We start from the raw sequence: 26,381 nt of genomic DNA, 5'->3' as shown, positions 1-26,381 counted from the left end.
CGAGTGATCCCGAGTGACGTCAGGGCGTGCGGATGCCGTCGAGCAGCGTGCGCAGCCGCTCGGCCTCCGGCATCCCCGCCTCCAGGGACAGCCGCAGCGCGGCCTGCCAGCAGGGGCGGGCGGCGGCCTCGCCCTCCGTCTCGGCCAACGCCGTGCCCAACGCCAGCAGGGTGAGCGACTCGCTGCCGCGCCGGCCCGTCTCGCGATGGATCGCCAGCGCCGCGCGCGCGTGCTCGGCCGCCTCCGCCGGCCGGCCGAAGGCGAGCGCGACCTCGGCCAGCGCCGTTCGCGCCAGCCCCACCAGGGCGCGGTAGCCCGCCTCCTCGGCCAGCGCCAGCGCGCGCCGCGCGGGCGCCGGATCGAGGCCGGCGACGGTCAGGCCGACGAGCGCCTCGCATTCCGGGTAGCGGTCACCGCTCGCGCGGATCAGTTCGAGCGCCGACCGGTGCCGGCGGATCGCCTCCTGGCGGCGCCCCAGCCGGCACTCGACGGTGGCCAGCGCGTTCAACGCCTCGGCCTCGGCGCGCGGGTCGTCGATGTCGCGTGCCAACGCCAGGGCGGCGCGGGCCTGTTCCTGCGCCTCGGCGGATCGCCCGGCGTCCCGCAGGACGCCGGCGAGGAAGATCCGGGTGTCGGCCTCCCCGTACCGGTCGCCCGCCTCGCGGTGCAGGGCGAGCGCGGCGCGCAACGAGGCGGACGCCTCGGCCAGCAGCCCGAGCGCGTGCTGGAACCGGCCCAGGTTCCCGAGGTTGATGGCCTCGCCGTAGCGCGACCCGATCCGCCGGTAGAGCTCGAGGGCCTCCCCGCAGCGCTCGGCCGCCGCGGCCAGCTCACCACGCTCCCCGTGTACCAGCGCCAGGTTGCCCAGGGCGACGGCCTGGCCGGCGAGCTGCCCGGTCTCCCGGGTCAATGCCAGCGCCCGGTCGAAGTACGCGACCGCCCGCGGCAGCCGCCCCGACTGCCAGTACACGCCGCCGAGGTGTTCGAGCACGGCCGCGTGGCAGTCCGACCAGTCCGCGCGCCGGGCCAGCAGCACCGCGTGCCGGTAGTGCCGGACCGCCTCCCGGTACTGGCTCTGCCGCAGGTGCAGGTCGCCGAGGCTGAACCGGGCCGCGGCCTGCGCCCGGTCGTCGCCGTCCGCCCGGGCCGCGGCAAGCCCCGCCTCGGCCGTGGCCAGCCAGTCCACCCGGTGCATGCCGAGCCAGAAGTAGCCCCGCAGCGCGTCGGACAGCAACCAGGCCGTCGCGCCCGGGCCCGTCGCGGCGGCCTGCCGCACCGTCGCCACCAGGTTGCCACGCTCGGCGTCGAGCCAGCCGGACGCGCCGGCGCGCGCGGTCAGCGCGGCCGGGAAGCGGGCCGCGCCCCGGTCCGCCGGCAGGCGCAGCATGTGCGGATAGAGCAGCATGGCGGCCCGGTCCGTCGCGCCCAGGTACCAGTCGTGCAGCCGCCGCACCGCCGCGGCCAGGGCCGCGGCCGGGTCCTCCGCCCGCGCCCGGCCCACCGCGTAGTGCCGCAGCAGGTCGTGGAAGCGGTACCGGCCGGGGGCGTGCGACTCCACCAGGTTCGCCGCCGCCAGCCGGCCGAGCAGCTCGCCGGCGGCCTCCGGCTCGGTGCCGACCAGCGCCGCGGCCGTCTCCACGTCGCAGTCCGCGCCCGGCAGCAGGCCCAGCAGCCGGAACACGCGCCGGGCGTCGTCCGGCAGCGCGGCGTAGGACAGGTCGAAGGCGGCGCGCACCGCCGTCGACTCGTCGCCCGGCACCTCCAGCGCGGCCAGCGGGTTGTCCGCGCGCAGCGCCGCGACCTGCTCCGCGACGCGCCGCCCCGCGTGGCTGACGAGGTTGGCGGCCGCGATCCGCAGCGCGAGCGGCAGATGCGCGCAGGCGGCGGCCAGTTCGGCCGTCGCCCGCGGTTCGGCACCGGCCCGCCGCGGGCCCAGCAGCCGCGCCAGCAGATCCCCGGACTCCGCCGGGCTCAGCACCTCCAACGTGACCTGGTGGGCGCCGTCCCTGGCCACCAGGCCCAGCATCCGCTCCCGGCTGGTCACCACGACCAGGCATCCGGGGCCGCCCGGCAGCAGCGGCCGCACCTGCTCCGGGCTGACCGCGTCGTCCAGCAGCATCAGCACCCGCCGCCCGGTCAGCAGGGTGCGGAGCAGGGCCGCGGCGCTCTCCAGGTCCGCCGGCACCCGCTCCGCCGGCACGCCCAGCGCCGGCAGGAACCTGGCCAGCACCTCGATCGGCCGCACCGGCGGCCCGGAGGCATGGCCCCGCAGGTCGGCGTAGAGCTGTCCGTCGGGGAAGCGGTCGCGCACCCGGTGCCCCCAGTGCGCGGCGAGCGCCGACTTGCCGACCCCCGCGGAGCCGGAGATCGCGGCCAGGGTCACCGCCCCCGCCTCGCCGCGGCCGGACACCAGCCGGTTCAACGAGGCCAGTTGCGTGGCCCGACCGGCGAAGGCCGCGACGTCGGGGGGCAGTTGGGCCGGCACCCGGAGCGGCTGCCGCCCGCCGACCCGGCTCCGCGCCGACTCCGCCATCCGGGCCCCGCCGGCCGAGGCGTCGTCGTCGCGCAGCAGCGCCGCGTGGGCCGCGACGAGCTCGGGACCCGGATCGACGCCGAGCTGCTCGGCGAGCCGGAGGCGCGCCTCCCGGTAGCAGGCGAACGCCTCGGCGCGCCGCCCCAGCGCGTGGTACGCCCGGATCAGCCGGGCCTGGGTGGGCTCGTCGAGCGGCAGCTCGGCCGCCGCCTCGGCCAGGGCGGGCAGCGCGTCGGCGACCCGCCCGACCGCGATCATCGCCTCGCCGTACCGGGCGACGACAGCCCGGCGCTCCGCCGCCAGGGCCGCCACCTTCGGATGCGCGGCCAGCAGCGGAACGTCCGCCAGCGGCGAACCGCGCCACAGCCGGATGGCCTCGCCCAGCAGCTCCGCGACCCGCACCGGATCGCCGTCCCGCTCGGCCGCGTTGGCCTCCGCCATCAGGCATCGGAAACGCGGCAGGTCGGCCTCGGCGGCGTCCGTCCGGAGCGCGTACCCGCCGTCCCGGTGCGGCAGGACGCCGCTGCGCGCGCGGGCCGGCCGGTCGGGCTCCAGGAGCCGCCGCAGATGTTTGACGTGCGTCTGGATGACGTTGACGGCGCTGGCCGGCGGGCCGTCGCCCCACAGCGCGTCCATCAGCTCGGACCGGGGAACCGGCTCGCCCCCCGCGAGCACCAGCAGCCCGAGCACCGCGCGACGCCCCGGTGGACCGAGGTCGATCTCGTCGTCGCCGTGCCAGACCCGTAACGGACCCAGCACCTGGATCCGCACCAGACCCCCACCTCCGACCGCGTCCGCGTCCAGTCGATGTCCAGTGGCCGCGCATACGCTGTCGCCGTCTCGACAGACGTGAGGTGATCATGAGCGGCTTGTTTCAGACACTGCGAGATCGGGTCGACAGCAACGCTCGTCGCGCCGTTGAGGTCTACACCGACGAGTTACCAGACTACCGTGAGGCGGCACGAAGTAGCCGGGTCAGGGAAGCGATGCTCGAATTCGCGCGCTTCTTACGAAGCCGCGAGGTGGAACTCTGCGTCGGCGGTGGTTCCTTCACGGAAAGGGACCTGGCGATGCTCAGCGCGGTCGGCGAGGAACGCGGCGCCAACGGAATGTCACTGACCTCGCAAAGGCGCATTCTCGGACTGCATTCCGTGCTCACCCTCCGCGAGGTGGAGGAGGCGGCCGGACCGAACGACGTGGACGCCGTGATGCGCGTCCTCGGCTGGCTGCCGACCAACGGGCTCGACGCGCAGCGCGCCTACACGCGGGGATTCCTGCGGGGGCAGAAACGCGCGCTCCCGGTCGTCCGGCGCGTGCAGGGCCTCGCCCGCGCCCTGCTGGCCGACGACTCGGTGGCCGCCGACCTGGCCGACAGCCTGCGGATGGCCGAGGTCGAGCACTACCAGGTGCTGGTGGTCCGGATGACAGGCGAGCCCCTGCCCGAGGGCGACGCCCGGTCCGCCGGCATCGCGGAGGACCTGCTGACCCGCCACCAGGTGCCGATGACCTGGTGTCGGACCGACGAGTTCGTCGCCCTGCTGCCCGTCCCCGAACAGGGCCAGGACGCCGGCCCCCAGGCGGCGGAGCGGCGCGCCCTCGACCTGGTGCGGGACCTCGTGGAGATCGTGGGGCGGCCGTGCTCGGTCGGCGCCGCCGTCGGCCGGGTCGGCTCCCTCGCCGGCGCCCACGCGCTGGCCCGCAGGATCAGCCGCGTGGTGCCGGCCGAGGCCAGCCCCCACCGCCTGCACACCCTGCGCGACGTCTTCGTCGAACTCGGCGTGACGGAACTGCCCCAGATCGACGAGTGGTTGCGTGACCTCGCGACCCGCCTGGCGTCCGGACCCGACCTGGTCGCGACCCTCGACGCCTTCTACCGGCACGACATGAACCGGCTGCACACCGCCGGCGCCCTGCACATCCACCCGCGGACGCTCGACTACCGGCTGCACCGGGTCCGCGAACTCGCCGGCATGGACCCGGGTTCCACCCGGGGCGTGCGCACTCTCAGCACCGTCGTCGCCCGCCTGCTCGCCGGCCGCTGGGCCGAGGCGCCGGCGTCGTGATGCCGGCACGGTCGTGTCGGCCACCCCCTCGGGAACGAGCGGGGCGGCCGACCGAACCCCCCGTGTGCCGCGCTCAGAGCTCGCAGTTCAGCTCGATCTCCGCGTCACACCGGTCGATGCCGTCGCCGCCGTCCACCTTGTCGTAGCCGGGGCCGCCCACCAGGGTGTCGTTGCCGTCCTCGCCGAGCAGGATGTCGTCCCCGGTTCCGCCGGTGATGGTGTCGTTGCCGGGGCCGCCGCTCACCCCGTAGTAGGTGCCCGGCGAGATCTGCGACGGGTCGCTGTTCCCGAAGCCGTCGCTGCCCGAGCCGAGACAGATGACGAGCACCGAGTCGGCGTTCTCGCTGAACACCCAGTCGGTCCCCCCGTAGGTGTTGATCGTGCTTCCGTCCGGCGCCCAGAGCGTGTCGTCCCAGTTGCCCGTGGTGGAGACCGTCACGGTGAGCGGCACGCCGTTCTTCGGATTGACGCAGGTGTTCGTGATGGTGTCGGCCGCCGCGGGGGTGGTCGTCGTGGCCAATGCCGTTCCGGTCAGAGTGAGGACCCCGACCGCCATGGCGGCCATCCGGTTGCGTCTGAATCGGGCCATTGTCTTCCTCTTTTCTTCCTCTTCCGTGGTTCCATTCGGCGAACGAAGAGACGTTGCGTGCTCAGCATCCACTCCGGCGCCCCGCGACGTCTTCGTGAAATCCGGTGACATTCCCCCACCGAGCCGTCGGAGAATGGTGACTCCGCGCAATGCCGCGGCGGGCGTGAACCCCCTCGGGCCCATCGGGCAACAGTGAGCGACACGGCTGACAAAGGACGTCGCCGCCGGCGAGACGAGGAATGTGTGACCGACCCACCCACCGACGCCGACCCACCCGTCGACGACAACGCCGTCATCGACGCGTCGCGTGCCCGACCCGAGGCCTTCGCCCAGCTCTACGACCGGTACGCGGCGGACATCCACCGCTACGTCGCGCGTCGGCTCGGCCAGAGCGTCGTGGACGACATCACGGCGGAGACCTTCCTGATCGCCTTCCGCACCCGCGACCGGTACGACACGTCCCGGCCCAACGCCCGGCCGTGGCTGTACGGAATCGCCGCCAACCTCATAGGCCGGCACCGCCGCTCCGAGGTTCGGGCGCTGCGCGCCCTGGCGCGGACCGGAACCGACCCCGTCGCCGAGTCCTGGACCGACTCCGCGGACGAGCGCGTCGCGGCCCAGGCCGCCCACCGGCCCCTGGCCAGGGCGCTCGCCTCGCTCTCGGCGCGGGACCGGCACGTGCTGCTGCTCGTCGCCTGGGCGGACCTGACCTACCAGGAGGTCGCCGACGCGCTCGACATCCCCGTCGGCACCGTCCGCTCCCGGCTCAACCGCGCGCGCCGCGTCGTCCGCGCGGCCCTGGGCGGCGTCGACCCCACCCTCGTAACGGAACTCCGCACCAACCCCGGCGCCCAGGAGGCGATCAGTCATGGATGAGATGGAAACGGTGCGCTCGTTCCGTGACGACGCCCCCGAGCCCGACCGGACGCGTCTGGACCCGGGCAGGCACCTGCTGCTCAACGCGGCCGCGGGACGGCGGGTCCGCCGCCCCCGGCTGACGCTCGGCTGGCGGCTCAGCGCGGCCGCCGCGACGGCCGCCGTCGTGGCGACGACCCTCGTCGCGACCCAACTCGGGGCGTCCAACGGGCCGGAGCCGCAGCGACCGCCACTGGACGACGCCGCCGCCCTGCTGGCGATGGCCGCGGACACGATCGAGGAGACCCACGTCACCGAACCGCGGCCGCACCAGTGGATCTACCAGAGGATCCTGACCAGGGTGGGCCAGTGCGCGCACTGGCCGGACGACGGCTCGTCGCTCTCCTACCCCTCCGTGTCCGGCCGGATCGATCCGTGCGAGCAGCCCGACTACACCTTCGAGCAGGAGGAGTGGATCCGCTTCGACGGGGAGAAGGGCGCCGGCTGGGACCAGTGGGACGACGACCCGACCTTCGGAACGTACGACATGGATCGGGACTCCGACGAGCGGTCCCCGCAGAGCTTCTACGAGCTGATGTCCTCGCTGCCGACCGACGACTCCGAGGACCTGCTCAGGACGCTCCGTGAGAACAGCGTCCTCGGCCTCCCGGAGGAGGAGCCGCAGGCGCGGCGCGACTTCGCCGAGATACGGATCCTCCTGGAGAGGGCGTACCTGTTCCCCCCGGAGGTCCAGGCCGCGCTGTACCGCGCGCTGGCGACGATCCCCGGCGTGGAGGTGACCGACCACCTCGTCGAGGACCTCGCGGGGCGGAGCGCCATCGCCGTCACCTTCCCCGGCTACCACGCCACCGGCGAGGTCCGGCAGGAACTGCTGCTCGACCCCGGGTCGTACGACTACCTGGGCAGTCGGACCGTCGCCGCCAGGGACTTCGTCCTGGAGGGACCCGAGGACCGCGTCGTGGACGGCGAGGTCGAGGTCGACTTCGTGGGTGAGTCCTCGGACGAGCACTGGAAGAAGGGGGACGTCATCGACAGCACGGCGGTGCTCCGGACGGTCGTCACGGACGAGCCCCGACCGATGCGCTGACGGCGGGAGCTCCCCGGCACGCGCCCGGTCGAGCCCCGGCCCCGCGATCACGGGGCCGGGGCTCGACCGGGCCTCCGCTGGCGGCCGGGGTGGCGCCAGCGGAGGCGCCAGCGAAAAATCCGGAGCGTTCGCCACCGCGCGTGGATACTCTGGCGGCGCGGGCGTCAGCCCTCTGGCGAGAGGGGGATGGCGTGATCGCACGGGTGGGCACCAGGGCGTTCTTCGCCTTACAGGCGGCGATCCGCTGGCTGGCCGGATGCGGGCTGCCGCCGCGGCGGCTCGGGGAGATCCTGGGCGAACGGATCCGCCTGCTCCGGTTCCTGACCGGCGTCGGCTGGCGGCTGCCAGGGCTGCTCCTCACCGGGCACGCGCTGCTGGCCGTGGCGCCGGCGGGACAGGCGCTGGTCCTCGGCTGGTTCGTCGGGGAACTCGCTCAGTCACCGGAGTCCGTCTCCGCACTCCTCCCGCCCATCGCGGCGTTCGCGGTGTTGCTCGTCGGCGAGTACCTGGGCACCATCCTGGCGCAGACCGCGAACCAGCTCACCCGGGCCCAGATCGACCGGCGCATCCGTCGGCGCGTCCGCCAACTCGCCGCGTCGCCGCCCGGCATCGGGCATCTGGAGGATCCGGCGTTCCAGGACGACGTCGAGCGGGTCACGGGCCGCGGGGCGTTCGGTGAGGAACGCTCACCGGGACTCGCGGCGACCTCGCAGGTGGCCCTGTCCTTCCGGGTGCTCGGCGCCGTGCTGGCCGCGGCCGTGGTGGCCCGGTTCTCGGTGCCGCTGGCCGTCCTGCTGCTGCTCACCGCGCTGCTCCGGCGCGCCATCCTCCGCTCCCAGTGGCTGGCGATGGCCGACTACCAGGACCGTCACTTCACCGGCCTCAAGCGCCAGGTGGGCTACTGGTCCGACCTGGCCGCCAGCGAGCCCACGGCCAAGGAGGTGCGGCTCTTCGGGCTCGGCGACTGGATCACCGCGCGACGCACCGCGAGCGAGCGCACCCGGCTCCAGGGCTTCTGGAAGTTCCGCGGCGTCATGTACACCCACTGGGGATGGGTCGCGCTGCTGGCCCTGGGCGGGGCGGGGGCCGCGCTGGCCCTGCCAGGGCTCGCCGCCGCCGACGGACGCATCGGCCTCGGGCAGCTGACCACGTACACGACAGCCGCCTTCGGCGTCTTCCGCATCGCCTGGCTCGGATACGACGTCTTCGCCATCGAGAACGGAATGCTCGCGGTGCGCGCCCTCGACCGGCTGGAGGCCGGCCAGCGCGGCACGGTCCGGCGGGCCACCCGACGCCTCTCCGGAGAGGCGCCTCCCGTGATCCGCTTCGAACGGACGAGCTTCCGCTACCCCGGCGCCGAGGTTCCCGTGCTCGACGGGCTCGACCTCACGATCCGCCCCGGCGAGGTGCTGGCGCTCATCGGCGTGAACGGCGCGGGCAAGAGCACGATGATGAAGCTGCTCGCCGGTCTCCACGCGCCGACCGCCGGGCGGGTCACCGTGGACGGCGCCGACCTCGCCGACGCGGACCTCGCCGTGTGGCGCCGCCGACTCGCCGTCCTCTTCCAGGACTTCGTCAGGTACCCGCTCTCCGCCGCGCACAACGTGGCGCTGGGCGCGGGCGACGAGCCCGTCGACGAGGCGGCGGTCCGCCGGGCACTGCGCGACTCCGACGCCGACGACCTGGTGGGTGAGCTCCCCGACGGGATCCGCACGCCGCTCGTCAGCAGTCTCACCGGCGGCGTCGATCTCTCCGGCGGGCAGTGGCAGCGCGTCGCCCTGGCCCGCGTCCGCTACGCCGTGCGCCACGGCCGGAACGTCATCGTCCTCGACGAGCCCACCGCCCATCTGGACGTCCAGGCCGAGGCCGAGTTCTTCGACCGGGTCGTCGACGCGGTGAACGACGCGGCGAGCGGCGCGACCGTCGTGCTGATCTCGCACCGCCTCTCCACCATCCGGCGCGCCGACCGGATCGTCCTGCTCGACGGCGGACGCCTCACCGAGTCCGGCAGCCACGACCAACTCCTCGCCCAGGGCGGCGAGTACGCGCGGCTCTTCCGGCTGCAGGCGGCACGGTTCCGCGAGCGGCGACGGGACCGGGAGACGACACCCGCGGAGACAGCCCTCGTGGAAGACATGGAGGCCAACTCGTGACGGTACGGCAGCTGCGCGTGCTCGGCCACATGCTGCGCCTCTCGCTGCGGGCCGACGCCCGGCGTTCCGTCCTCATGATGGTGCTGATCGCCGTGCAGGCCGGGTCCGCGGCGCTGACCGCGGTGAACCAGCGGTGGCTGATCGACTCGGCGGGACTCGGCCTCGTCGCCGGTGTGCTGGGCGCGGCCGCGCTGGGGATGACCCTGCACGCCGTGGACCAGGCCGGCGGCCTGCTGGAGCGGAACTGGCGCACCGACGTGAGCCAGCACGTCGACCTCCGGGTGCACCAGGAGATTCTCGCCCTCTCCGCGCGCATCCCCACCATCGAACATCTCGAACGGCCCGAGTATCTCGATCGGCTGACGTTGTTGCGGAAGAGCACCCGCGAACTGGCCACGTCCTGCTGGGCCACCGCCCACACCGCCGCCTCGCTGGTGAGCCTGGGACTGACCGTGTGGCTCCTGGCCGCGGTGCACCCGCTGCTCACGGTCCCGGTCGCGCTCGCCGCCGTACCGCTGTTCTGCGGCAACCGAGCCCGACGCGTCGAACAGCGCGCCGCCGACCAGACTGCCGAACTGGAGCGCGTCGAACGCCGGCTGCACGAGATGTGCACCACCCCCGAACCGGCCAAGGAGCTGCGGATCTCCGGCAGCGGGCCCACCCTGAGCGACCGCGCCGACGAACTGCTGGACCGGGCGCTGCGCATCCGTGGGCGTGCCATGGTGCGCGCCGCCGTCTGGCAGCTCGCCGGATGGCTCTGCTACGTGGCCGGATTCCTCACCGGACTCGGCGTCGTCGCGCAGTTGGTGATCGACGGGCGGGCCAGCGTGGGCGACATCGTGCTCGTCATCTCGCTGTCCACCCAGCTGCGCCGCCAGCTGGCCGAGGCCATCCACGGCATCCTGCAGCTGGGCCGGGCGGGGCACGTCAGCGGCCACTACCACTGGCTCAGGACCTACGCGGCGGCCGAGTCCTCGGGCGCCACCGGAACGCCGCCCGACCGGCTCGCGCGGGGCATCACCCTCTCCGGCGTCCGGTTCCGCTACCCCGGGTCGGACCGCGACGTGCTGGACGGGATCGACCTGCACCTGCCCGCGGGTCGCACCGTGGCCCTCGTCGGCATCAACGGCGCCGGGAAGACAACCCTGGTCAAGCTGCTCACCGGGCTCTACCGGCCGAACGAGGGCGGCATCACGGTCGACGGGGTGCCGTTGCCCGAGCTCTCGCCCGCCGCGTGGCGCTCCCGAGTCACCGGCACCTTCCAGGACTTCGTCGCCTTCGAGCTCCGCGCCCGGGAGACGGTGGGCGTCGGGAACCTGCCTCGGGCCGCGGACCCCGACGCCGTGCGGGCCGCGGTCGCGGCCACCGGCGCCGGAACGGTGATCGACTCCCTGCCCGACGGCCTCGAGACGCAGCTCGGACGCGTCTTCGACGGCGCGCAGCTCTCCCAGGGACAGTGGCAGAAGCTCGCCCTGGCCCGCGGCCACATGCGCACGGACCCGCTGCTGCTGGTCCTCGACGAGCCCACGGCGGCCCTGGACCCGCAGGCCGAACACGACCTGTACGAACGCTTCGTGGACCAGGCCCGCGCCACCACGGCGCAGTACGGCACGATCACGCTCGTCGTGTCGCACCGCTTCTCCACCGTCCGGATGGCCGACCTCATCGTGGTCCTGCAGGACGGCAGGATCGCCGAACAGGGCACCCACGAGGACCTGCTGTCGGCCGACGGCCCCTACGCCCGCCTCTACCGCATCCAGGCCAGGCAGTACTCGTGACAGCGCCCGCCGGCACAGACCGCGCTCAGAGCGGGCGGTGCATGATGTGCAGGCCGACATAGCCCCGCACCGGATGCCGGAACCCTTCCGGCAGCGTGCCCAGCACCTCGAAGCCGAGGGACCGGTACAGCCTCACCGCATGCGTGTTCGTCTCGACGACCGCGTTGAACTGCATCGCCCGGAAACCGGCCGCGCGCGCCCACTCCAGCGTGTACTCACACAACGCCCGCCCCACACCTCGCCGGGCGTGCGCCGGGTCGACCATGTAGCTGGCGCTCGCGATGTGCGAGCCGTTGCCCTTCTGGTTGGCGTTCATCTTCGCCGTACCGAGGACCGTTCCCGCGTCGTCGACGGCGACGACCGTACGGTCCGGAGCTGACAGCAGCCACCAGTCACGGCCCTGCTCCCTGCTGAGGTCCGGTGGATAGGTGAAGGTCTCACCCGCGGCGACGATCCCGTGGAAGAAGGGCCACACGGCGGGCCAGTCATGGACGTTGGCTTCCCTGATCAGCATCCGGAAAGGATGTCGGAACGACCGCCGAGCCGCCAGGCGGTGACAACCGGCGGGTACGCGGACAGAATCTCCGGAAGCCACGAACACAGGAGGCCCGGTGCTCGGCACGATGCAGGACGTCCCGCTGCTGATCAGCCGCGTCCTCACGCACGGCACGACGATCCACGGCCGCTCCCGGGTGATCACCTGGACCGGGGAGGGCGAGCCGCGGCGGCGCACGTTCGCCGAGGTCGGGGGCCGGGCCGCGCGGCTCGCCCACGCGCTGCGGGACGAGCTCGGGGTCCGCGAGGGCGACCGGATCGGCACGCTCATGTGGAACAACTCGGAGCACGTCGAGGCGTACTTCGGCGTGCCCGCCATGGGCGCCGTGCTGCACACGCTCAACCTGCGGCTGCCGGCCGACCAGTTCGGCTGGATCGTCCGGCACGCCGCGGACCGGGTGATCCTCGTCAACGGCTCGCTGCTGCCGCTGCTGCCGCCCGTGCTCCCCGCGCTGGACGACGTCGCGCACCTCGTCGTCGTGGGCCCCGGCGACCGCTCCCTGCTGCGCGGCGCCCGACCGGCGGTGCACGACTACGAGGAGTTGCTCGCCGGCCGCCCCGAGGCCTACGACTGGCCGGCGCTCGACGAGCGCACCGCCGCCGCGCTGTGCTACACCTCCGGCACCACGGGCGCGCCGATGGGCACGGTGTACTCCCACCGCTCCGTCTACCTGCACTGCATGCAGGTCAACATGGCCGAGTCGATGGCGCTCACCAGCGCCGACACCAGCCTGCCCGTGGTCCCGATGTTCCACGTCAACGCGTGGGGCCTGCCGCACGCCGCGTTCATGTCCGGCGCGAACCTGCTGCTGCCCGACCGGCACCTCCAGGCCGGCCCGCTCGCCGAGATGATCGAGACGGTGCGCCCGACCCACGCCGCGGCCGTGCCCACGATCTGGCAGGCACTCCTGGCCGAACTCGCCACCCGGCCGCGGGACGTCTCCTCGCTCACCCGCGTCACCATCGGCGGCTCCGCCTGCCCCGAGGCGCTGATGCGGGCCTTCGAGGAGCGCCACGGCGTGCGGGTGCACCACGCCTGGGGCATGACCGAGACCTCGCCGATGGGCACCACCTCCAAGCCGCCGCCCGGGCTCACGCCCGAGGAGGAGTGGCCCTACCGGATCTCCCAGGGCCGGCTGCCCTGCGGCGTCGAGGCCCGACTCGCGGGGCCCGACGGGGAGTTTTTGCCATGGGACGGGGAGTCCGCGGGCGAGCTGGAGGTGCGCGGACCGTGGATCGCCGCCGCCTACCACGGCGGCGCGGACGGCGAACCGCTGCACCCGGCCGACCGGTTCAGCCCCGACGGCTGGCTGCGCACCGGGGACGTGGGCACGCTCTCGCCCGAGGGCTATCTGACGCTCACCGACCGGGCCAAGGACGTCATCAAGTCCGGCGGCGAGTGGATCTCCTCGGTGGCGCTGGAGAACCACCTGATGGCCCATCCCGGCGTGGCCGAGGCGGCCGTCGTCGCCGTGCCGGACGACACCTGGGGCGAACGCCCGCTGGCCGCCGTGGTGCCGGCCGGGCCGGACGGGCTGCCCGCGACGGCCGGGCCGGACGGGGAGGCCGTGACGGCTCCGGTCGACTTCGCGGAGCTGCGCGCCTTTCTCGCCGAGCGGATCCCGCGCTGGCAGCTCCCCGAACGCTGGACCCGGATCGACGCGGTGCCCAAGACCAGCGTGGGCAAGTTCGACAAGAAGGCGCTGCGCGCCCGCTACGCCCGGGGCGAGCTGGACGTCACCCAGCTCGGCCGGACCGGCGACGCCCAGGAGGCGGACGCTCCCGCACCGGGTGCGTGACCGGCCGCGGGCAGCGCATCGTGCGCGCCACGTCCCATCCACCGGGACCAGACGCGCACGAACCCCCGTCGCGGCGGCGACGAGCCGAACGAGTCGAGGGCGTCGGGCCGGCGGCGGGTGGCTCGACTCCGCCCGCCGCCGGCCCGCGCGCTCAGCCCTCGGCCAGGTCCGCGACCTCCGCCGAGGTCAGCGTCCTGCCGTAGATCCGCACGTCGTCCAGCGCGCCCCGCAGGTACGGGTCGGGGTACTGCGACCTGCCCAGATAGCAGGACCGCAGGTGGTTGGCGAAGTGGGCCGGCACCACGGTGACGTTGCCGTTCCGGCCCACCTGCGCGCCGTTCACGTACAGCGTCACCGCGCCCTGGCCGGCGCTGAGGGCCACGTGCGTCCACGCGTTCGTCGGCAGCGGATCGGCCTCGATGCGCTGCTCGGCGCCGCCGCCGGCGGAGGTGATCGCGAAGCGCAGGCGCCCCGAGTCGGCGCGCGGCGTCAGGAACAGGTTCGCGGTGGCGCCGGACCCGATGTCGACGATCCGCGACCAGGTGGCGGGCGTGCCGTCCAGCCGCACCCACGCCGCGAACGACCACGCCTGCGCGCCGGCCAGCACGTCGTCCGCGAGCCGCACGTGCCCGTCGGTGCCGTTCAGCGAGACCGCGCCGCCGGATCGGCCGGCGACCCGCGAGACGCCGCCGACGAGGGCCGCCGCGGCGCCGTTGCCGGTGGCGTCCAGCACGGTGGTGCCGGAGCCCTCGTCGAAGGTGTGCCAGGCGGCGAACTCGGGCGGCGGACCCACCGGCGTTCCGGTGAGCCAGTAGGTGTTGTACCGCTGGTGGTGCACCCGGGCGATGGGCAGCAGCTCGATCTCCTCGTCGTCGGCCAGGCCGGTGAAGAGCAGCTGGTCGCCCGGCTCCCGGGTGACCGACGCGAAGTCGAGCCGCGGCATGGACCCCAGCTGCTGGTCCCCGTACGCGCCCGCCAGCACCGTGGGGCCGAAGAGGACCGCCTGCACGTCGGGATCGTCCGGCGTCGGCTCCGTCACCAGGCGCATCGGCAGCGTCACCTCGACGGTGTCGCCCGTGGCCCACTCCCGCTCGGCGCTGAACCAGGTGCCGGGCTCGGCGCCCACCGCGGGTTCGCCGGCCACGGACACCTCCGCGCCCTCGGCCCAGGACGGGATCCGCACCCGCAGCGTGTGCGACGCGCCGCCCGACACGACGGTGAGCGTGACGCTCTGCCCGTCCGGGAAGCCGGTGGTCTGCCGCCAGCCGATGCCCAGCTCCGACCAGGTCACCTCGGAGGGGACGAAGAGGTTGACGGTGAGGGTGTCGGCGCTGTGCGAGTAGATGGTGTCGTTGAACTTGGCGTGCGTCTCCATGCCGGTGCCGTGGTCGCAGGAGAAGTTGCCGTAGTCCGTGGAGTACTGGTCCTCGCCGCCCATGAAGCTCGGCTGCCGCTTGTACGCGCCGGGCTGCAGACCGGTGTAGTAGATGCAGAAGCCGTGCGCGGAGTCCGGGTCCTGCTCGCCGAGCATCTGGTTGAACAGCGTGCGCTCGTAGTAGTCCAGGAGGTCCACCCGCTCGGGCGCGTGGAAGTGCATCAGCCGGGTCAGCTTCAGCATGTTGTAGCTGTTGCAGTTCTCGCAGGAGCTGCCGGAGAGCTGGCCGGCGATCTCGTCCGGGTCGTGGAACCCCTCGCCGTTGCTGTTGCCGCCGATGACGTACGTGTGGTGGTCGGTGACGATCTGCCAGAAGTTCTCGCCGATCGTCCGGTAGCGCTCCGCCCGGCCCTCCTCCCAGACCCGCATCGCCCCCACCATCTTCGGGATCTGGGTGTTGGCGTGCAGGCCGGCGAGCCGGTCCTGGCCGTCCGCCAGCGGGTTGAAGACGGCGTCGTGGGAGAACCGCTCCGCCACGTCCAGCCACCGGTCGTCGCCGGTGATCGTGTAGAGGTCGGCGAGCGACTCCATCATCCCGCCGAACTCGGTCGCCAGCGCCGCCTGCATCTGCTGCCGGCTCAGCGCCGCGGTCCGGCCGTCCACCCAGCCGCCCTTGGCCAGCGCGAGGTCCAGCGCCTGCTCGTTCCCGGTGAGGACGTACTGGTCGATCAGGCCCGCCAGGATCTTGTGGATCGTGTAGTACGGCGCCCACACGCCCGAGCCGGACTCCAGCCGGTCGAAGAACGATTCGGGGAACGCCGACAGGTAGCCGTCCCCGTACCCGGCGCCGGGGGAGGCGGCCTGGCATTCGGCGAGTGCCGCCACCAGCTCGCGGCTCTTGGTCAGCAGCTCCTGGTCCCCGGTCGCGGCGTGGGTGAGCGCCAGTCCGGACAGCAGATGCCCGGTGCTGTGGCCGCGCAGCTCCACGTCCGGACCCTCCCAGCCGCCGCACGGCTGCGCGGAGCTCGGCAGGCCGACGTTGAGCCGGAAGGTGTGCAGCAGCCGGTCGATGTCGACGAACCGGAGGTACGCCGTGTTGCGCCCCATGTTGTCCCGGAAGGCGCTCGGCAGCAGCGTGACGGCGTCGGCGGTGAACGGCTGGGTGGCACGCGGCGCCGCGGCCGCCGCCGCCCGCCCCGTCGGCCCGCCGGGTCTGGGCCCCGCGACCGCCGTTCCGCCGCCGGCCAGCGCGACCGCCGTTCCGGCGGCCGCGGCACCCAGCAGGTGACGCCTGTTCAGCTCGACCATCCTGGACTCCTCCCGGTTCGTGCCCAGTTCGTGTCGGAGGCGAGGGTGTCCGCCATGCCGAACACGGTTCCGTATTCCGTTCGCCACGGACGGTAGGCCGCACTCCGGTCCGCGACCACCCCCGTGACGACTCGAAACTTTTCGATCGGCGGCAACCTCGGACCCGGGGGTTGGAAGTGGGTGGGGGACTGGTGCGCGGAGCATCGGGGGCCTAGGGTGTCTCCGAGCATGGGAGCGCTCCCAAGCCCCCCACGTGCCCAGCCGTTCGCCCATTCAGACGGAGAAGCCATGAGGCTCTTGACCCCTCAGCGGACGCGGCGAGTGACCGGGCTCGGCCTGCTGTCCCTGGCCGTGACCGCGTCCATGCTCGTCCCGGCGGCCGCGTGTCCGCCTCCCCCGCGCGCCGGCTGCGAGCCGGACGACGCGGTGCTGTTCTGCGAGGACTTCGAGGGTCTGCCGCCGGGCGAGGCGACCAGCCCCGACTGGGGCGTGGAGGCCCAGCAGGGCCGCATGACGGTCGAGTCGGGGCGGGCCGGGCAGGTGCTGAACGCGCACACCGACGGCAACGGTTACGCGTTCCTGGAGGTCGAGGACTTCGCGGCGCCGGACAACAGCTTCTTCGGCCGGATGTGGGTGCGGGTCGACGCCTTCCCGACGGCCCCCGACTGGGCGCACTTCACGCTGGTGGAGGCGAGCGGGCAGGGCGACGGCACCCTGGTCCGGCCGATCGGCGGCCAGTACGTGCCGACGGTCGGCGAGCCGCTGTGGGGCGTCGGGTCCGACGGCGGCCCCACCGGCGACTGGACCAACTGGCGGGAGTCCGCGCCCGCGGAGGCCGGCCGGTGGACCTGCCTGGAGTGGGAGCAGGACGCCGCGGACAACCGGGTCTCGGTATGGATCGACGGCGAGCTCAACCCCGACCTGACCGTCAGCACCACCGAACACGGCGGCAGTCCCGTGGACTTCGTCTTCCCGGAGTTCGACACGGTCCGGATCGGCTGGCAGCTGTACCAGGGCGGTCCGACCCCGTCCGCCTACGACGTGCGGTTCGACGACGTCACGTTGGCCACCGAGCGCGTCGGCTGTGCCTGACGCGCCGGCGCTCCCGTCGCCGCCCGCGTCAGCCTCGTACGCGGTCGCGAAACGTCGCGCGTACAGGTGAAACTCACGCCCGCGCGCGGCTCTCGTGATTCGAGCCGAGGAACGGGTCACAAGATGAAAGCATGAGTGAACATCGGGAGCGGAGAACGGACCGCCCTGCGGGCACGTCGCGGCGACGGGTGCTGGCCGCGGGCGCGGCTCCGGTTCTGGCGGCGGGGGCGCTGGGCGGCCGCACCGCCGCCGCGGCGGACGGGCCGTTACAACCGGTGCCGACCACCGAGGCGGACTGGGCAGGGGTCGCCGAAGCGCTGGGCGGCACCGGGCAGATGAAGGGGATGCTCTTCCATCTGCCGTTTCCGCGGACGGATCTGCGGGTGATCTCCGAGGGCGTGCTGGTGTCGCCGGCGCTGCTCGGCCTGCAGGTCGGCTTCGTGCGCTACACCGACGGCAGCACGCTGATGATGGGCGACCTGACGATCACCGAGCGGGAGCTCCAGCCGGTCACCGCGGAACTGCAGAGCCGGCACATCGCGCAGACCGCGATCCACAAGCATCTGCTCGGCCAGACGCCGGAGCTGTGGTGGGTGCACTTCCACACGCACGGGCACGCCCCCCTGGAGCTCGCCGCCGATCTGCGCGCGGTCATCGACCGCACCGGCGCGCCGACGCCCGCGCCGCAACTCCCCTCGCCGCCCCCGGATCTGGACACGGCCGGCATCGACGCGGCGCTGGGCTGCCGGGGCACGTCGACCGCTGGGAACTACCAGTGTCCCTTCGTCCGCCGCGAGACGATGGTGGAGGGACATCTCGTGCTGCCGCGGGGCCCTGGCGCGATGAGCGCGCTGAACTTCCAGCCGCTGGGCCGGGGGCGGGCCGCCCTGATCGGCGACTTCGCCGTGGTCGCCGACGAGGTCCAGGAGGTGCTGGCGCGGCTCGTCGACGTGGGGATCGACGTCGTCTCCCTGCACAGCCACAGCCTGAACGACGAGCCGCGGATGTACTTCGTGCACACCTGGGTGGTGGGGGACGGCGTCGAGATCGCGACGGCGACGCGCCACGTCCTCGACGCCACGAACGTCGAGCCGTTCTTCTGATCCGTCCCGCCGCGGCGGCGCGCTCAGTGTCCCCGGTCGAGCCACTCCGCCAGATGGGGCGCCTCGGCGCCGACGCTGGTCGGGTCGCCGTGCCCGGTGCGCACGACGGTGTCCCCGGGCAGCGTGAGCAGCGTCCCCCGGATCGAGTCGATGATCGTCTCGAAGCTGGAGTACGACCGCCCGGTGGCGCCCGGGCCGCCCTGGAAGAGCGTGTCGCCGGTGAACACGGTGGACAGCGCCGGCGCGTGCAGACAGACCGAGCCGGGGGAGTGGCCCGGGGTGTGCAGCACGCGCAGGTCGACGCCGCCTGCGCTGAGCAACTGCCCGTCGGCGAGTTCGCCGTCCGGCGCCCGGTCCGGGTGGGTCATCCGCCACAGCGGCGCCTCGGCCGGGTGCACCAGCACCGGAGCGCCGAACCGGTCGGCGAGCTCGGGGGCGCGGTTGACGTGGTCGTCGTGGGCGTGGGTACAGGCCACGGCGACCACCCGGCGCCCGCCGACGGCGTCCGCGATGGCCTCCGCGTCGTGCGCCGCGTCGATCACGACCACCTCGGCGTCGTCGCCGACCACCCAGACGTTGTTGTCCACCTCCCAGGTACCGCCGTCCAGAGAGAAGGTGCCCGAGGTGACGACCCGGGTGATCGCCTCCGACCGATCCGGGTCGTTCACAGCACCACCACCGACCGCAGGACGTCGCCCGAACTCATCCGGTCGAAGGCGGTCTCGACGGCGTCGAGGCCGATCTCCTCGGACACGAACCGTTCCAGCGGCAGCCGCCCCTGGAGGTGGAGGTCGACCAGCATCGGGAAGTCGCGGGACGGCAGGCAGTCGCCGTACCAGGAGGACTTCAGGGCGCCGCCGCGGCCGAAGTAGTCGAGCAACGGCATCTCGGGCGCCTTCATCTCGGGCGTCGGCACGCCGACCAGGACCAGCGTGCCGGCCAGGTCCCGGGCGTAGAACGCCTGCTTCCAGGTCTCGGGGCGGCCGACCGCCTCGACGACCACGTCGGCGCCGAAGCCACCGGTGTACTCCTGGATGGCCTCGACCGGATCGGTGGTCGAGGCGTTCACGGTGTGGGTGGCGCCGAAGTCGCTGGCCCAGGCGAGCTTCCTGGGGTCCCTGTCCACCGCGATGATGGTCGTCGCGCCCGCCAGCCTGGCCCCGGCGATGGCGGCGTCGCCGACGCCGCCGCAGCCGATGACGGCGACCGAGTCGCCCCGCCCCACGCCGCCGGTGTTGATCGCCGCGCCGAAGCCGGCCATCACGCCGCAGCCGAGCAGCCCGGCGACCTGCGGGCTGACGGCCGGATCCACCTTGGTGCACTGGCCGGCGTGCACCAGCGTCTTCTCCACGAAGGCGCCGATGCCGAGGGCCGGCGAGAGCTCCTCACCGGAGGCGAGCGTCATCTTCTGGGCGGCGTTGTGGGTGGCGAAGCAGTACCACGGCCGACCCCGCCGGCACGCGCGGCACTGACCGCACACGGCGCGCCAGTTGAGCACCACGAAGTCGCCCGGTGCCACGTCGGTCACCTGCTCGCCGACGGACTCCACCACGCCGGCCGCCTCGTGCCCGAGCAGGAAGGGGAACTCGTCGTTGATCCCGCCCTCGCGGTAGTGCAGGTCGGTGTGGCAGACGCCGCAGGCCTGTACGGCGACGACCGCCTCACCCGGACCGGGGTCCGGCACCACCACGGTCTCGACCGTCACCGGCTCGCCCTTGCGACGGGCGACGACTCCACGGACTTCCTGCGGCATCTCGATCCTCTCGTCCTGGATACGGAGCGCTGGTTCGGCGCCGGGGACGACGCCCTCCGACGCAGGATAGCGGCGGGTGCCCGCGTCGCGGCCTGCGCGTTCGCGACGCCCCGCGTCGTCGTGGTGTTCGACGGTTGGTCCGGCGGGTGGGTCGGCGGCGGGGTCACGGTGGTGGATAGAGGTGGATAGAGTGGGATTCCGTGCGCCGGGACCGGCGCCCGGGAGGGACAGTCGTCGTGGCGTCGTCGTCCGAAGGTCCGCTTGACCACCGCTACCGGGGCGAGCACCCCGTGCGCACCCTGGCCTACCTGTTCCGCGCCGACCGCTGGCGGCTGGCGGGCGCGTTCGCGGTCTTCACCGTCAAGCACAGCCCCATCTGGCTGCTGCCGCTGGTCACCGGCGCCATCGTGGACACCGTCGTGCTGCACCTCCCGCTGCGGCAGCTGTGGACCAGCGTCGGCGTGGTCATGGTGATCCTGCTCGTCAACGTCCCGCTGCACCTGCTGTACGTCCGGCTGCTCTACGGCTCCGTCCGGCGCACCGGCACCAAGCTGCGGTCCGCGCTGTGCACCCGCCTCCAGCAGCTGTCCATCGGCTACCACAACCGGGTCAGCGCCGGCGTGCTCCAGGTCAAGGTGGTGCGCGACGTGGAGACGGTGGAGCAGATGGTGCAGCAGACCGCCGAGACCGGGCTCGGCGCCGGCACCGTGCTGACCGGCGGGCTGATCATCATCGCGATACGCACACCGCACTTCCTGCCGGTGTTCCTCCTCGTGGTGCCGGTCGCCGCGCTGCTGGTGATGCGGCTCCGCACCCGGCTGCGCACCAGCAACGAGTTGTTCCGCCAGGACGTGGAGCATCTCTCCTCCCGGGTCAGCGAGATGACCCGGCTGATCTCGGTCACCCGGGCGCACGGCCTGGAGCGCGACGCGTTGCGCAGGATGGACCGCACCCTGCGCCGGGTCCTCGACTCGGGGCTGCGCCTGGACCTGACGAACGGCCGCTTCGCGTCCCTCGCCTGGGTCTTCCTCAACGTGCTGGGCGTCAGCTTCCTGACCGTGGCGGCGCTGATCGCCTACCACGGCGTCTGGGGCGTCACCGCGGGCGACGTGGTCATGCTCAGCGCCTTCCTCACCACCCTGACCAACTCGACCACCACCCTGCTGGGCCTGGCGCCGGTGATCAGCAAGGGCCTGGAGTCCGTCCGCTCGGCCGGCGAGGTGCTCCAGGCCCCCGAGTTGGAGGAGAACGAGGGCAAGGCGCAGGTGACCTCGCTGCGCGGCGTCGTCGAGTTCGAACGGGTCGGCTACGCCTACGAGGGTGCGGAACGGCCCGCCGTGCGCGACTTCACGCTGTCGGTCGCGCCCGGCGAGACGGTCGCCCTGGTCGGGGCCTCGGGCGCCGGCAAGTCCACGGTGCTCAACCTGGTGATCGGGTTCATCCGTCCCACCGCGGGTCGGCTGCTGCTGGACGGCGTCGACATGAACGACCTGGACCTGCGCAGCTACCGGCGCTTCGTCTCGGTGGTGCCGCAGGAGTCCATCCTGTTCGAGGGCACCATCCGGGAGAACGTCGCCTACGGCATGGACGAGGCCGACGACGCCGCGGTGCGCGCGGCGCTGCGGGACGCCAACGCCCTGGAGTTCGTCGAGCGCCTACCGGACGGCCTGGAGTCGGTGGTGGGCGAGGGCGGCGCGCGGCTGTCCGGCGGCCAGCGCCAGCGGCTGGCCATCGCGCGGGCGCTGATCCGCGATCCGCGGGTGCTGATCCTGGACGAGGCGACCTCGGCGCTCGACACCCGCTCCGAGGCGCTCGTGCAGCAGGCGCTGGGTCGCCTGGTGCGCGGCCGCACCACCTTCGTGGTCGCGCACCGGCTGTCCACCGTGCGGAACGCCGACCGCATCGTCGTCATGCGGGACGGCGCCATCGAGGAGATCGGCCCGCACGAGGAACTGCTCCGGCGCGGCGGGGCCTACGCGCTGCTGCACGGCGGCCAGGCGGCCTGACGCCGTCCCGGCGACCCTGCCGGCGCCTACGCAAACAGCTTGCGTTTCGTGCAACGACCCCGCCGGATCCGTCATGCGCGCGCGTAAGCCGCTGCTGACGGCGGCATACGGTTTGCGTGGCTGATGCACGGGTCCGCGGGGCGGTCCCGGGCGACCCGTTTCCGGGGCGCACGACCGATGGACAGCGTGACAGTCGAGTGCAACTCTCTGACGGAAAACCGCAAAATCGTGTCTTCCATGTCGGAGATTGGGGACAGATGAGACCATCACGCTTCAGAGCGCGCGCGTTGGCCGCCGCCCTGGCTGCCCTGCTGATGGCGCTGAGCGGGCTCGTGGGCGGCGCCGTGGCCGGCGCCACGCCGAACCTGGCCGCCGACGCGCCCACCGCGGCGAGCAGCGCCGGCGCCGGACACGGCGCCGCCCACATCACCGACGGCGACCGGGACACCTACTGGGAGAGTTCGGGCGCCGCACTCCCGCAGTGGGTCAGGGCCGACCTGGGCGCCGCCACCCGGGTCGACGAGGTCGTGCTCAAACTGCCCGCGGACTTCGCGCCCCGAGAGCAGACCCTGACGATCGAGGGCAGCATCGACGGCACGGGCTACACCACGCTGGCCCCCTCGGCCACCCACTCCTTCGACCCCGCCTCCGACCACACGGTCACGGTGCCCCTGCACGACGTGCGGACGCGCTATCTCCGGGTCGAGGTCACCGACACCAGCGGCGGCCGGCCGGCCCAACTGGCCGAGCTGGAGGTGAGCGCCGCCGCGGAGGCGCGGGAGAACCTCGCCGCGGACGCCACGTTCACCGCGAGCGGCCACGAGCCGGACCACGCCGCGGCCGCCGCCGGCGACGGCGACCGGGACAGCTACTGGGAGGGCGCCGGCGGCGATCTCCCGCAGTGGCTGAGCGCCGACCTCGGCGCCTCCGTGCCCGTCAACGAGGTCGTGCTGACGCTGCCGCCGGACTGGGAGCCGCGCACCCAGACGCTCGTCCTCCAGGCCAGCGACAGCGGCGAGGACTTCGTGGACCTCTCGCCCACCGAGGCGCAGCCGTTCGACGCGGCGGCCAACGGCAACACCGTGACGTTCGCCTTCGACACCACCGTCGCCCGCCACCTCCGGGTGCTCTTCACCGACAACACCGAACGGGACGCCGGCCAGCTCGCCGAACTGGAGATCCGCGGCCCCGCCTCGGGGGACACCGAACCGCCCGACGCGCCCGCCGACCTCGCGCTCGCCGAACCGGAGCCGGGCGCCGTCCGGCTGGACTGGCCGGCCGCCACCGACGACACCGGCGTGGCCGGCTACGACATCTACGCCGACGGCACGCTGCGCACCAGCGTGGCCGGCGACGTCACCGCGTACACCGACACCCAGCCGCCGGACGGCACGGTGAGCTATCTGGTCCGGGCCCGCGACGCGGCCGGCAACCAGTCCGCCGACAGCGCCACGGTCACCCACCGCGGCGCGGCGACCGCCGCCGTGCGGGAGCTGGCCCAGGGCAGGCCCGTCAGCGCCTCGTCCCACGTGCACACCTACGTGGCGGCGAACGTCAACGACGGCGACCGGACCACCTACTGGGAGGGCGCTGGCGGCGCCTACCCCCACCACCTCACCGTGGAGCTGGGCCTGGAGGCCGACCTCGCCGAGGTCGTCGTGCAGCTGAACCCGGACAGCATCTGGGGCGACCGCACCCAGCGCATCGAGGTGCAGGGCCGGGCGCCGGGCGCCGCGTCGTTCAGCACCCTGGTGCCGGCCGCCGACTACCGCTTCTCGCCGAACCAGGGCAACGCGGTCAGCATCCCGGTGGACGGCCGCGCCGCCGACGTGCGGCTGGTCTTCACCGCCAACAGCGGCGCCCCCGCGGGACAGGTCGGCGAGCTGCGGGTGATGGGCGAGCCGGCGCCGAACCCGGACCTGGAGATCGCCGCGATCGCCGCCGAACCGGCGGCCCCGCTGGAGTCGGACCCGGTGGAGCTCACGGCGACCGTGCGGAACGTGGGCCCCGTCGCCTCGGCGGCGACCACCGCGACGCTGCTGGTGGATGGCGAGGCGGCGGCGACCGTGCCGGTGCCCGCGCTGGACCCGGGCGGGACCGCCGACGTGGCCGCGGACGTTGGCGCGCTGGCGGCGGGCAGCCACCCGCTGGCCGCCGAGGTCGACCCCGAGGACGAGGTCACCGAACAGGACGAGGCCAACAACGCCTTCGAACGGCCGGATCCGCTGGTGGTCGAACCGGTGCCCAGCTCCGATCTGGTCGTCACCGCGCTCGGCGCCGACCCCGCGACCCCCGCCGCGGGCGAACAGGTCACCTTCAGCGCCCGCCTGGAGAACCGCGGCACCGTGGACTCCGCCGGCGGCGCCCACCCGATCACCCTCACCGTCACGGACGCCGAGGGATCGGTGGTCAGGACCGTGACCGGCACGGTCAGCGGCGTGGTCGCGGCCGGCGCCACGAGCGCCGCGGTGACCCTGGGCACCTGGACGGCCGCCGACGGCAGCTTCACGCTGGCGGCGACCGTCGAGGCGGACGCCAACGAGATCCCGGTGAAGCGCGAGAACAACACCACCACCGAGGCGTTCGCCGTCGGCCGCGGCGCGCACCTGCCGTACACGACGTACGAGGCGGAGGACGCGGCGTACGGCGGCGGCGCCGCGGTCGTCGGCCCCAACCGCGACGTCGGGGACCTGGCCGGCGAGGCGTCGGGCCGACAGGCGGTCACCCTGGACCGGACCGGCGAGTACGTCGAGTTCACCACCCGGGGGAGCACCAACACCCTGGTGGCCCGCTTCTCCATCCCCGACGCGGCGGGCGGCGGCGGCATCGACAGCACCCTCAACGTCTACGTGAACGGCGAGTTCCACGCGGCGCTGGACCTCACCTCGCGGTACGCCTGGCTCTACGGCGCCGAGGCCAGCCCGGGCAACTCGCCCGGCATGGGCGGCCCGCGCCACATCTACGACGAGGCGCACCTGATGCTCGACGAGACCGTGCCGGCCGGCAGCACCATCCGGCTCCAGAAGGACGCGGCCAACGGCTCCCAGTACACGATCGACTTCGTGGACACCGAACAGGTCGCGCCGCTGGCCAGCCCCGACCCGGCCCGGTACGCGGTGCCGGCCGGGTTCGGCCACCAGGACGTGCAGGCGGCCCTGGACCGGGTGCGGATGGACACCACGGGAACGCTGGTCGGCGTCTACCTGCCGCCCGGCGACTACCAGACCTCCGGCAAGTTCCAGGTGTACGGCAAGCCGATCGAGGTGGTCGGGGCCGGCCCCTGGTACACCCGCTTCCACGCGCCCGCCGCCCAGGAGAACACCGACGTCGGGTTCCGCGCCGACGCCTCGGCGAGCGGCTCCCGCTTCGCGCACTTCGCCTACTTCGGCAACTACACCTCGCGGATCGACGGCCCGGGCAAGGTGTTCGACTTCCAGAACGTCTCCGACATGGTGATCGAGGACATCTGGAACGAGCACATGGTCTGCCTCTACTGGGGCGCCAACACCGACCGGGTCACCATCAGCGACTCCCGCATCCGCAACATGTTCGCCGACGGCGTCAACATGACCAACGGCAGCACGCACAACCTGGTGACCAACAACGAGGCCAGGGCGACCGGAGACGACAGCTTCGCGCTCTTCTCGGCGATCGACGCGGGCGGCGCCGACGAGCACGGCAACGTCTACGAGAACCTCACCTCGCTGCTGACCTGGCGGGCCGCCGGAATCGCCGTCTACGGCGGATACGACAACGTCTTCCGGAACATCCGCGTCGCCGACACGCTGGTCTACTCGGGCATCACCATCAGCTCGCTGGACTTCGGCTATCCGATGAACGGCTTCGGCGAGATCCCGACCCGCCTCGAGAACATCACCATCGAACGGGCGGGCGGCCATTTCTGGGGCGACCAGGTCTTTCCCGGCATCTGGCTGTTCTCCGCCTCGAAGGTCTTCCAGGGCATCCGGATCAGCGATGTCGACATCCTCGACCCCACGTACGTCGGAATCATGTTCCAGACCAACTACGTGGGCGGCCAGCCGCAGAATCCGGTGACCGACACCGTTCTCACGGACGTCACCATCTCGGGCGCGCGGCGCAGCGGCGACCGGTACGACCACAAGTCCGGCATCGGGATCTGGGCCAACGAACTGCCGGAACCGGGACAGGGCCCGGCGGTCGGCGAGGCGACCTTCCACGACCTGACCCTCAGCGACAACGCCGAGGACATCCGCAACACCACGTCCACCTTCGACATCATCGTCAACCCCTGGCCGACCCCGTAACCGACCCTGTAGCCGACCGACCTCC

Annotated in this window: 16 protein-coding genes; 10 read left to right on the top strand and 6 right to left on the bottom strand. The window is 73.2% G+C overall.

The window, feature by feature from the left end; genetic code table 11:
- Positions 1-19: 19 nt before the first annotated feature.
- Entirely contained in the window at positions 20-3,304 is a 3,285-nt protein-coding gene (locus tag ABGB06_RS15870; RefSeq protein ID WP_347589647.1) for a BTAD domain-containing putative transcriptional regulator, read from the bottom strand.
- Between the two features lie 215 nt (positions 3,305-3,519).
- Here ABGB06_RS15870 and ABGB06_RS15865 point away from each other — a divergent pair, with 215 nt between their 5' ends.
- Positions 3,520-4,596, top strand: a complete 1,077-nt coding sequence (locus tag ABGB06_RS15865; RefSeq protein WP_347589645.1) for a helix-turn-helix domain-containing protein — start codon at positions 3,520-3,522, stop codon at positions 4,594-4,596.
- Positions 4,597-4,669: 73 nt separating this feature from the next.
- On the opposite strand, the gene ABGB06_RS15860 is transcribed toward ABGB06_RS15865, so the two are convergent.
- Positions 4,670-5,185, bottom strand: a complete 516-nt coding sequence (locus ABGB06_RS15860; protein ID WP_347589643.1) for a hypothetical protein — start codon at positions 5,183-5,185, stop codon at positions 4,670-4,672.
- Positions 5,186-5,479: 294 nt separating this feature from the next.
- On the opposite strand from ABGB06_RS15860, the gene ABGB06_RS15855 reads away from it, so the two are divergent.
- From ABGB06_RS15855 to ABGB06_RS15840, 4 genes are all read left to right on the top strand, one after another.
- Positions 5,480-6,061, top strand: a complete 582-nt coding sequence (locus ABGB06_RS15855; RefSeq protein ID WP_347589844.1) for an RNA polymerase sigma factor — start codon at positions 5,480-5,482, stop codon at positions 6,059-6,061.
- The gene (locus tag ABGB06_RS15850; protein WP_347589641.1) at positions 6,054-7,148 is read left to right on the top strand and encodes a CU044_5270 family protein; all 1,095 of its coding nucleotides are present in this window, start codon (positions 6,054-6,056) and stop codon (positions 7,146-7,148) included. Before ABGB06_RS15855 ends, ABGB06_RS15850 begins: the two co-directional genes overlap by 8 nt.
- Before the next feature lie 191 nt (positions 7,149-7,339).
- Positions 7,340-9,301 (top strand): ATP-binding cassette domain-containing protein, encoded by a 1,962-nt coding sequence (locus ABGB06_RS15845; protein WP_347589639.1) that lies wholly within the window; start codon positions 7,340-7,342, stop codon positions 9,299-9,301.
- Positions 9,298-11,079: an ABC transporter ATP-binding protein gene (locus ABGB06_RS15840; RefSeq protein WP_347589637.1), complete on the top strand. Its 1,782-nt coding sequence runs from the start codon at positions 9,298-9,300 to the stop codon at positions 11,077-11,079. The genes ABGB06_RS15845 and ABGB06_RS15840 overlap by 4 nt, the downstream gene beginning before the upstream one ends.
- 25 nt (positions 11,080-11,104) lie before the next feature.
- On the opposite strand, the gene ABGB06_RS15835 is transcribed toward ABGB06_RS15840, so the two are convergent.
- A complete protein-coding gene (locus tag ABGB06_RS15835) occupies positions 11,105-11,593 on the bottom strand; it encodes a GNAT family N-acetyltransferase (protein ID WP_347589635.1) in 489 nt (162 codons plus the stop codon).
- A gap of 97 nt (positions 11,594-11,690) precedes the next feature.
- On the opposite strand from ABGB06_RS15835, the gene ABGB06_RS15830 reads away from it, so the two are divergent.
- Positions 11,691-13,433 carry a long-chain fatty acid--CoA ligase gene (locus ABGB06_RS15830; RefSeq protein ID WP_347589633.1) on the top strand — a complete coding sequence of 581 codons (1,743 nt, stop codon included), beginning with the start codon at positions 11,691-11,693 and terminating at the stop codon, positions 13,431-13,433.
- Positions 13,434-13,584: 151 nt separating this feature from the next.
- Here the strand turns inward: ABGB06_RS15830 and ABGB06_RS15825 are convergent, their stop codons facing one another.
- A complete protein-coding gene (locus ABGB06_RS15825) occupies positions 13,585-16,116 on the bottom strand; it encodes a beta-L-arabinofuranosidase domain-containing protein (protein WP_347589631.1) in 2,532 nt (843 codons plus the stop codon).
- 288 nt (positions 16,117-16,404) lie between these two features.
- On the opposite strand from ABGB06_RS15825, the gene ABGB06_RS15820 reads away from it, so the two are divergent.
- The gene (locus ABGB06_RS15820; protein WP_347589629.1) at positions 16,405-17,208 is read left to right on the top strand and encodes a hypothetical protein; all 804 of its coding nucleotides are present in this window, start codon (positions 16,405-16,407) and stop codon (positions 17,206-17,208) included.
- A gap of 131 nt (positions 17,209-17,339) precedes the next feature.
- Positions 17,340-18,311: a DUF1259 domain-containing protein gene (locus ABGB06_RS15815; RefSeq protein WP_347589627.1), complete on the top strand. Its 972-nt coding sequence runs from the start codon at positions 17,340-17,342 to the stop codon at positions 18,309-18,311.
- Positions 18,312-18,334: 23 nt separating this feature from the next.
- On the opposite strand, the gene ABGB06_RS15810 is transcribed toward ABGB06_RS15815, so the two are convergent.
- Both ABGB06_RS15810 and ABGB06_RS15805 read right to left on the bottom strand, forming a co-directional pair.
- A complete protein-coding gene (locus ABGB06_RS15810) occupies positions 18,335-18,979 on the bottom strand; it encodes an MBL fold metallo-hydrolase (RefSeq protein WP_347589625.1) in 645 nt (214 codons plus the stop codon).
- Positions 18,976-20,064 (bottom strand): S-(hydroxymethyl)mycothiol dehydrogenase, encoded by a 1,089-nt coding sequence (locus tag ABGB06_RS15805; RefSeq protein ID WP_347589623.1) that lies wholly within the window; start codon positions 20,062-20,064, stop codon positions 18,976-18,978. The genes ABGB06_RS15810 and ABGB06_RS15805 overlap by 4 nt, the downstream gene beginning before the upstream one ends.
- A gap of 236 nt (positions 20,065-20,300) precedes the next feature.
- Between ABGB06_RS15805 and ABGB06_RS15800 the strand changes: the two genes are divergently transcribed.
- Both ABGB06_RS15800 and ABGB06_RS15795 read left to right on the top strand, forming a co-directional pair.
- On the top strand, positions 20,301-22,070 hold the full coding sequence (locus ABGB06_RS15800; RefSeq protein ID WP_347589622.1) for an ABC transporter ATP-binding protein: 1,770 nt from the start codon (positions 20,301-20,303) through the stop codon (positions 22,068-22,070).
- Between the two features lie 257 nt (positions 22,071-22,327).
- Positions 22,328-26,356, top strand: a complete 4,029-nt coding sequence (locus ABGB06_RS15795) for a discoidin domain-containing protein (RefSeq protein ID WP_347589621.1) — start codon at positions 22,328-22,330, stop codon at positions 26,354-26,356.
- Positions 26,357-26,381 lie beyond the last annotated feature (25 nt).

The organism is Streptomyces sp. B6B3, assembly GCF_039871525.1.
In the GTDB taxonomy this organism is placed as follows: Bacteria; Actinomycetota; Actinomycetes; order Streptomycetales; family Streptomycetaceae; genus Streptomyces.
Note: the sequence above shows the minus strand (reverse complement) of the source record. Positions and strands in the feature narration are given on the sequence as shown.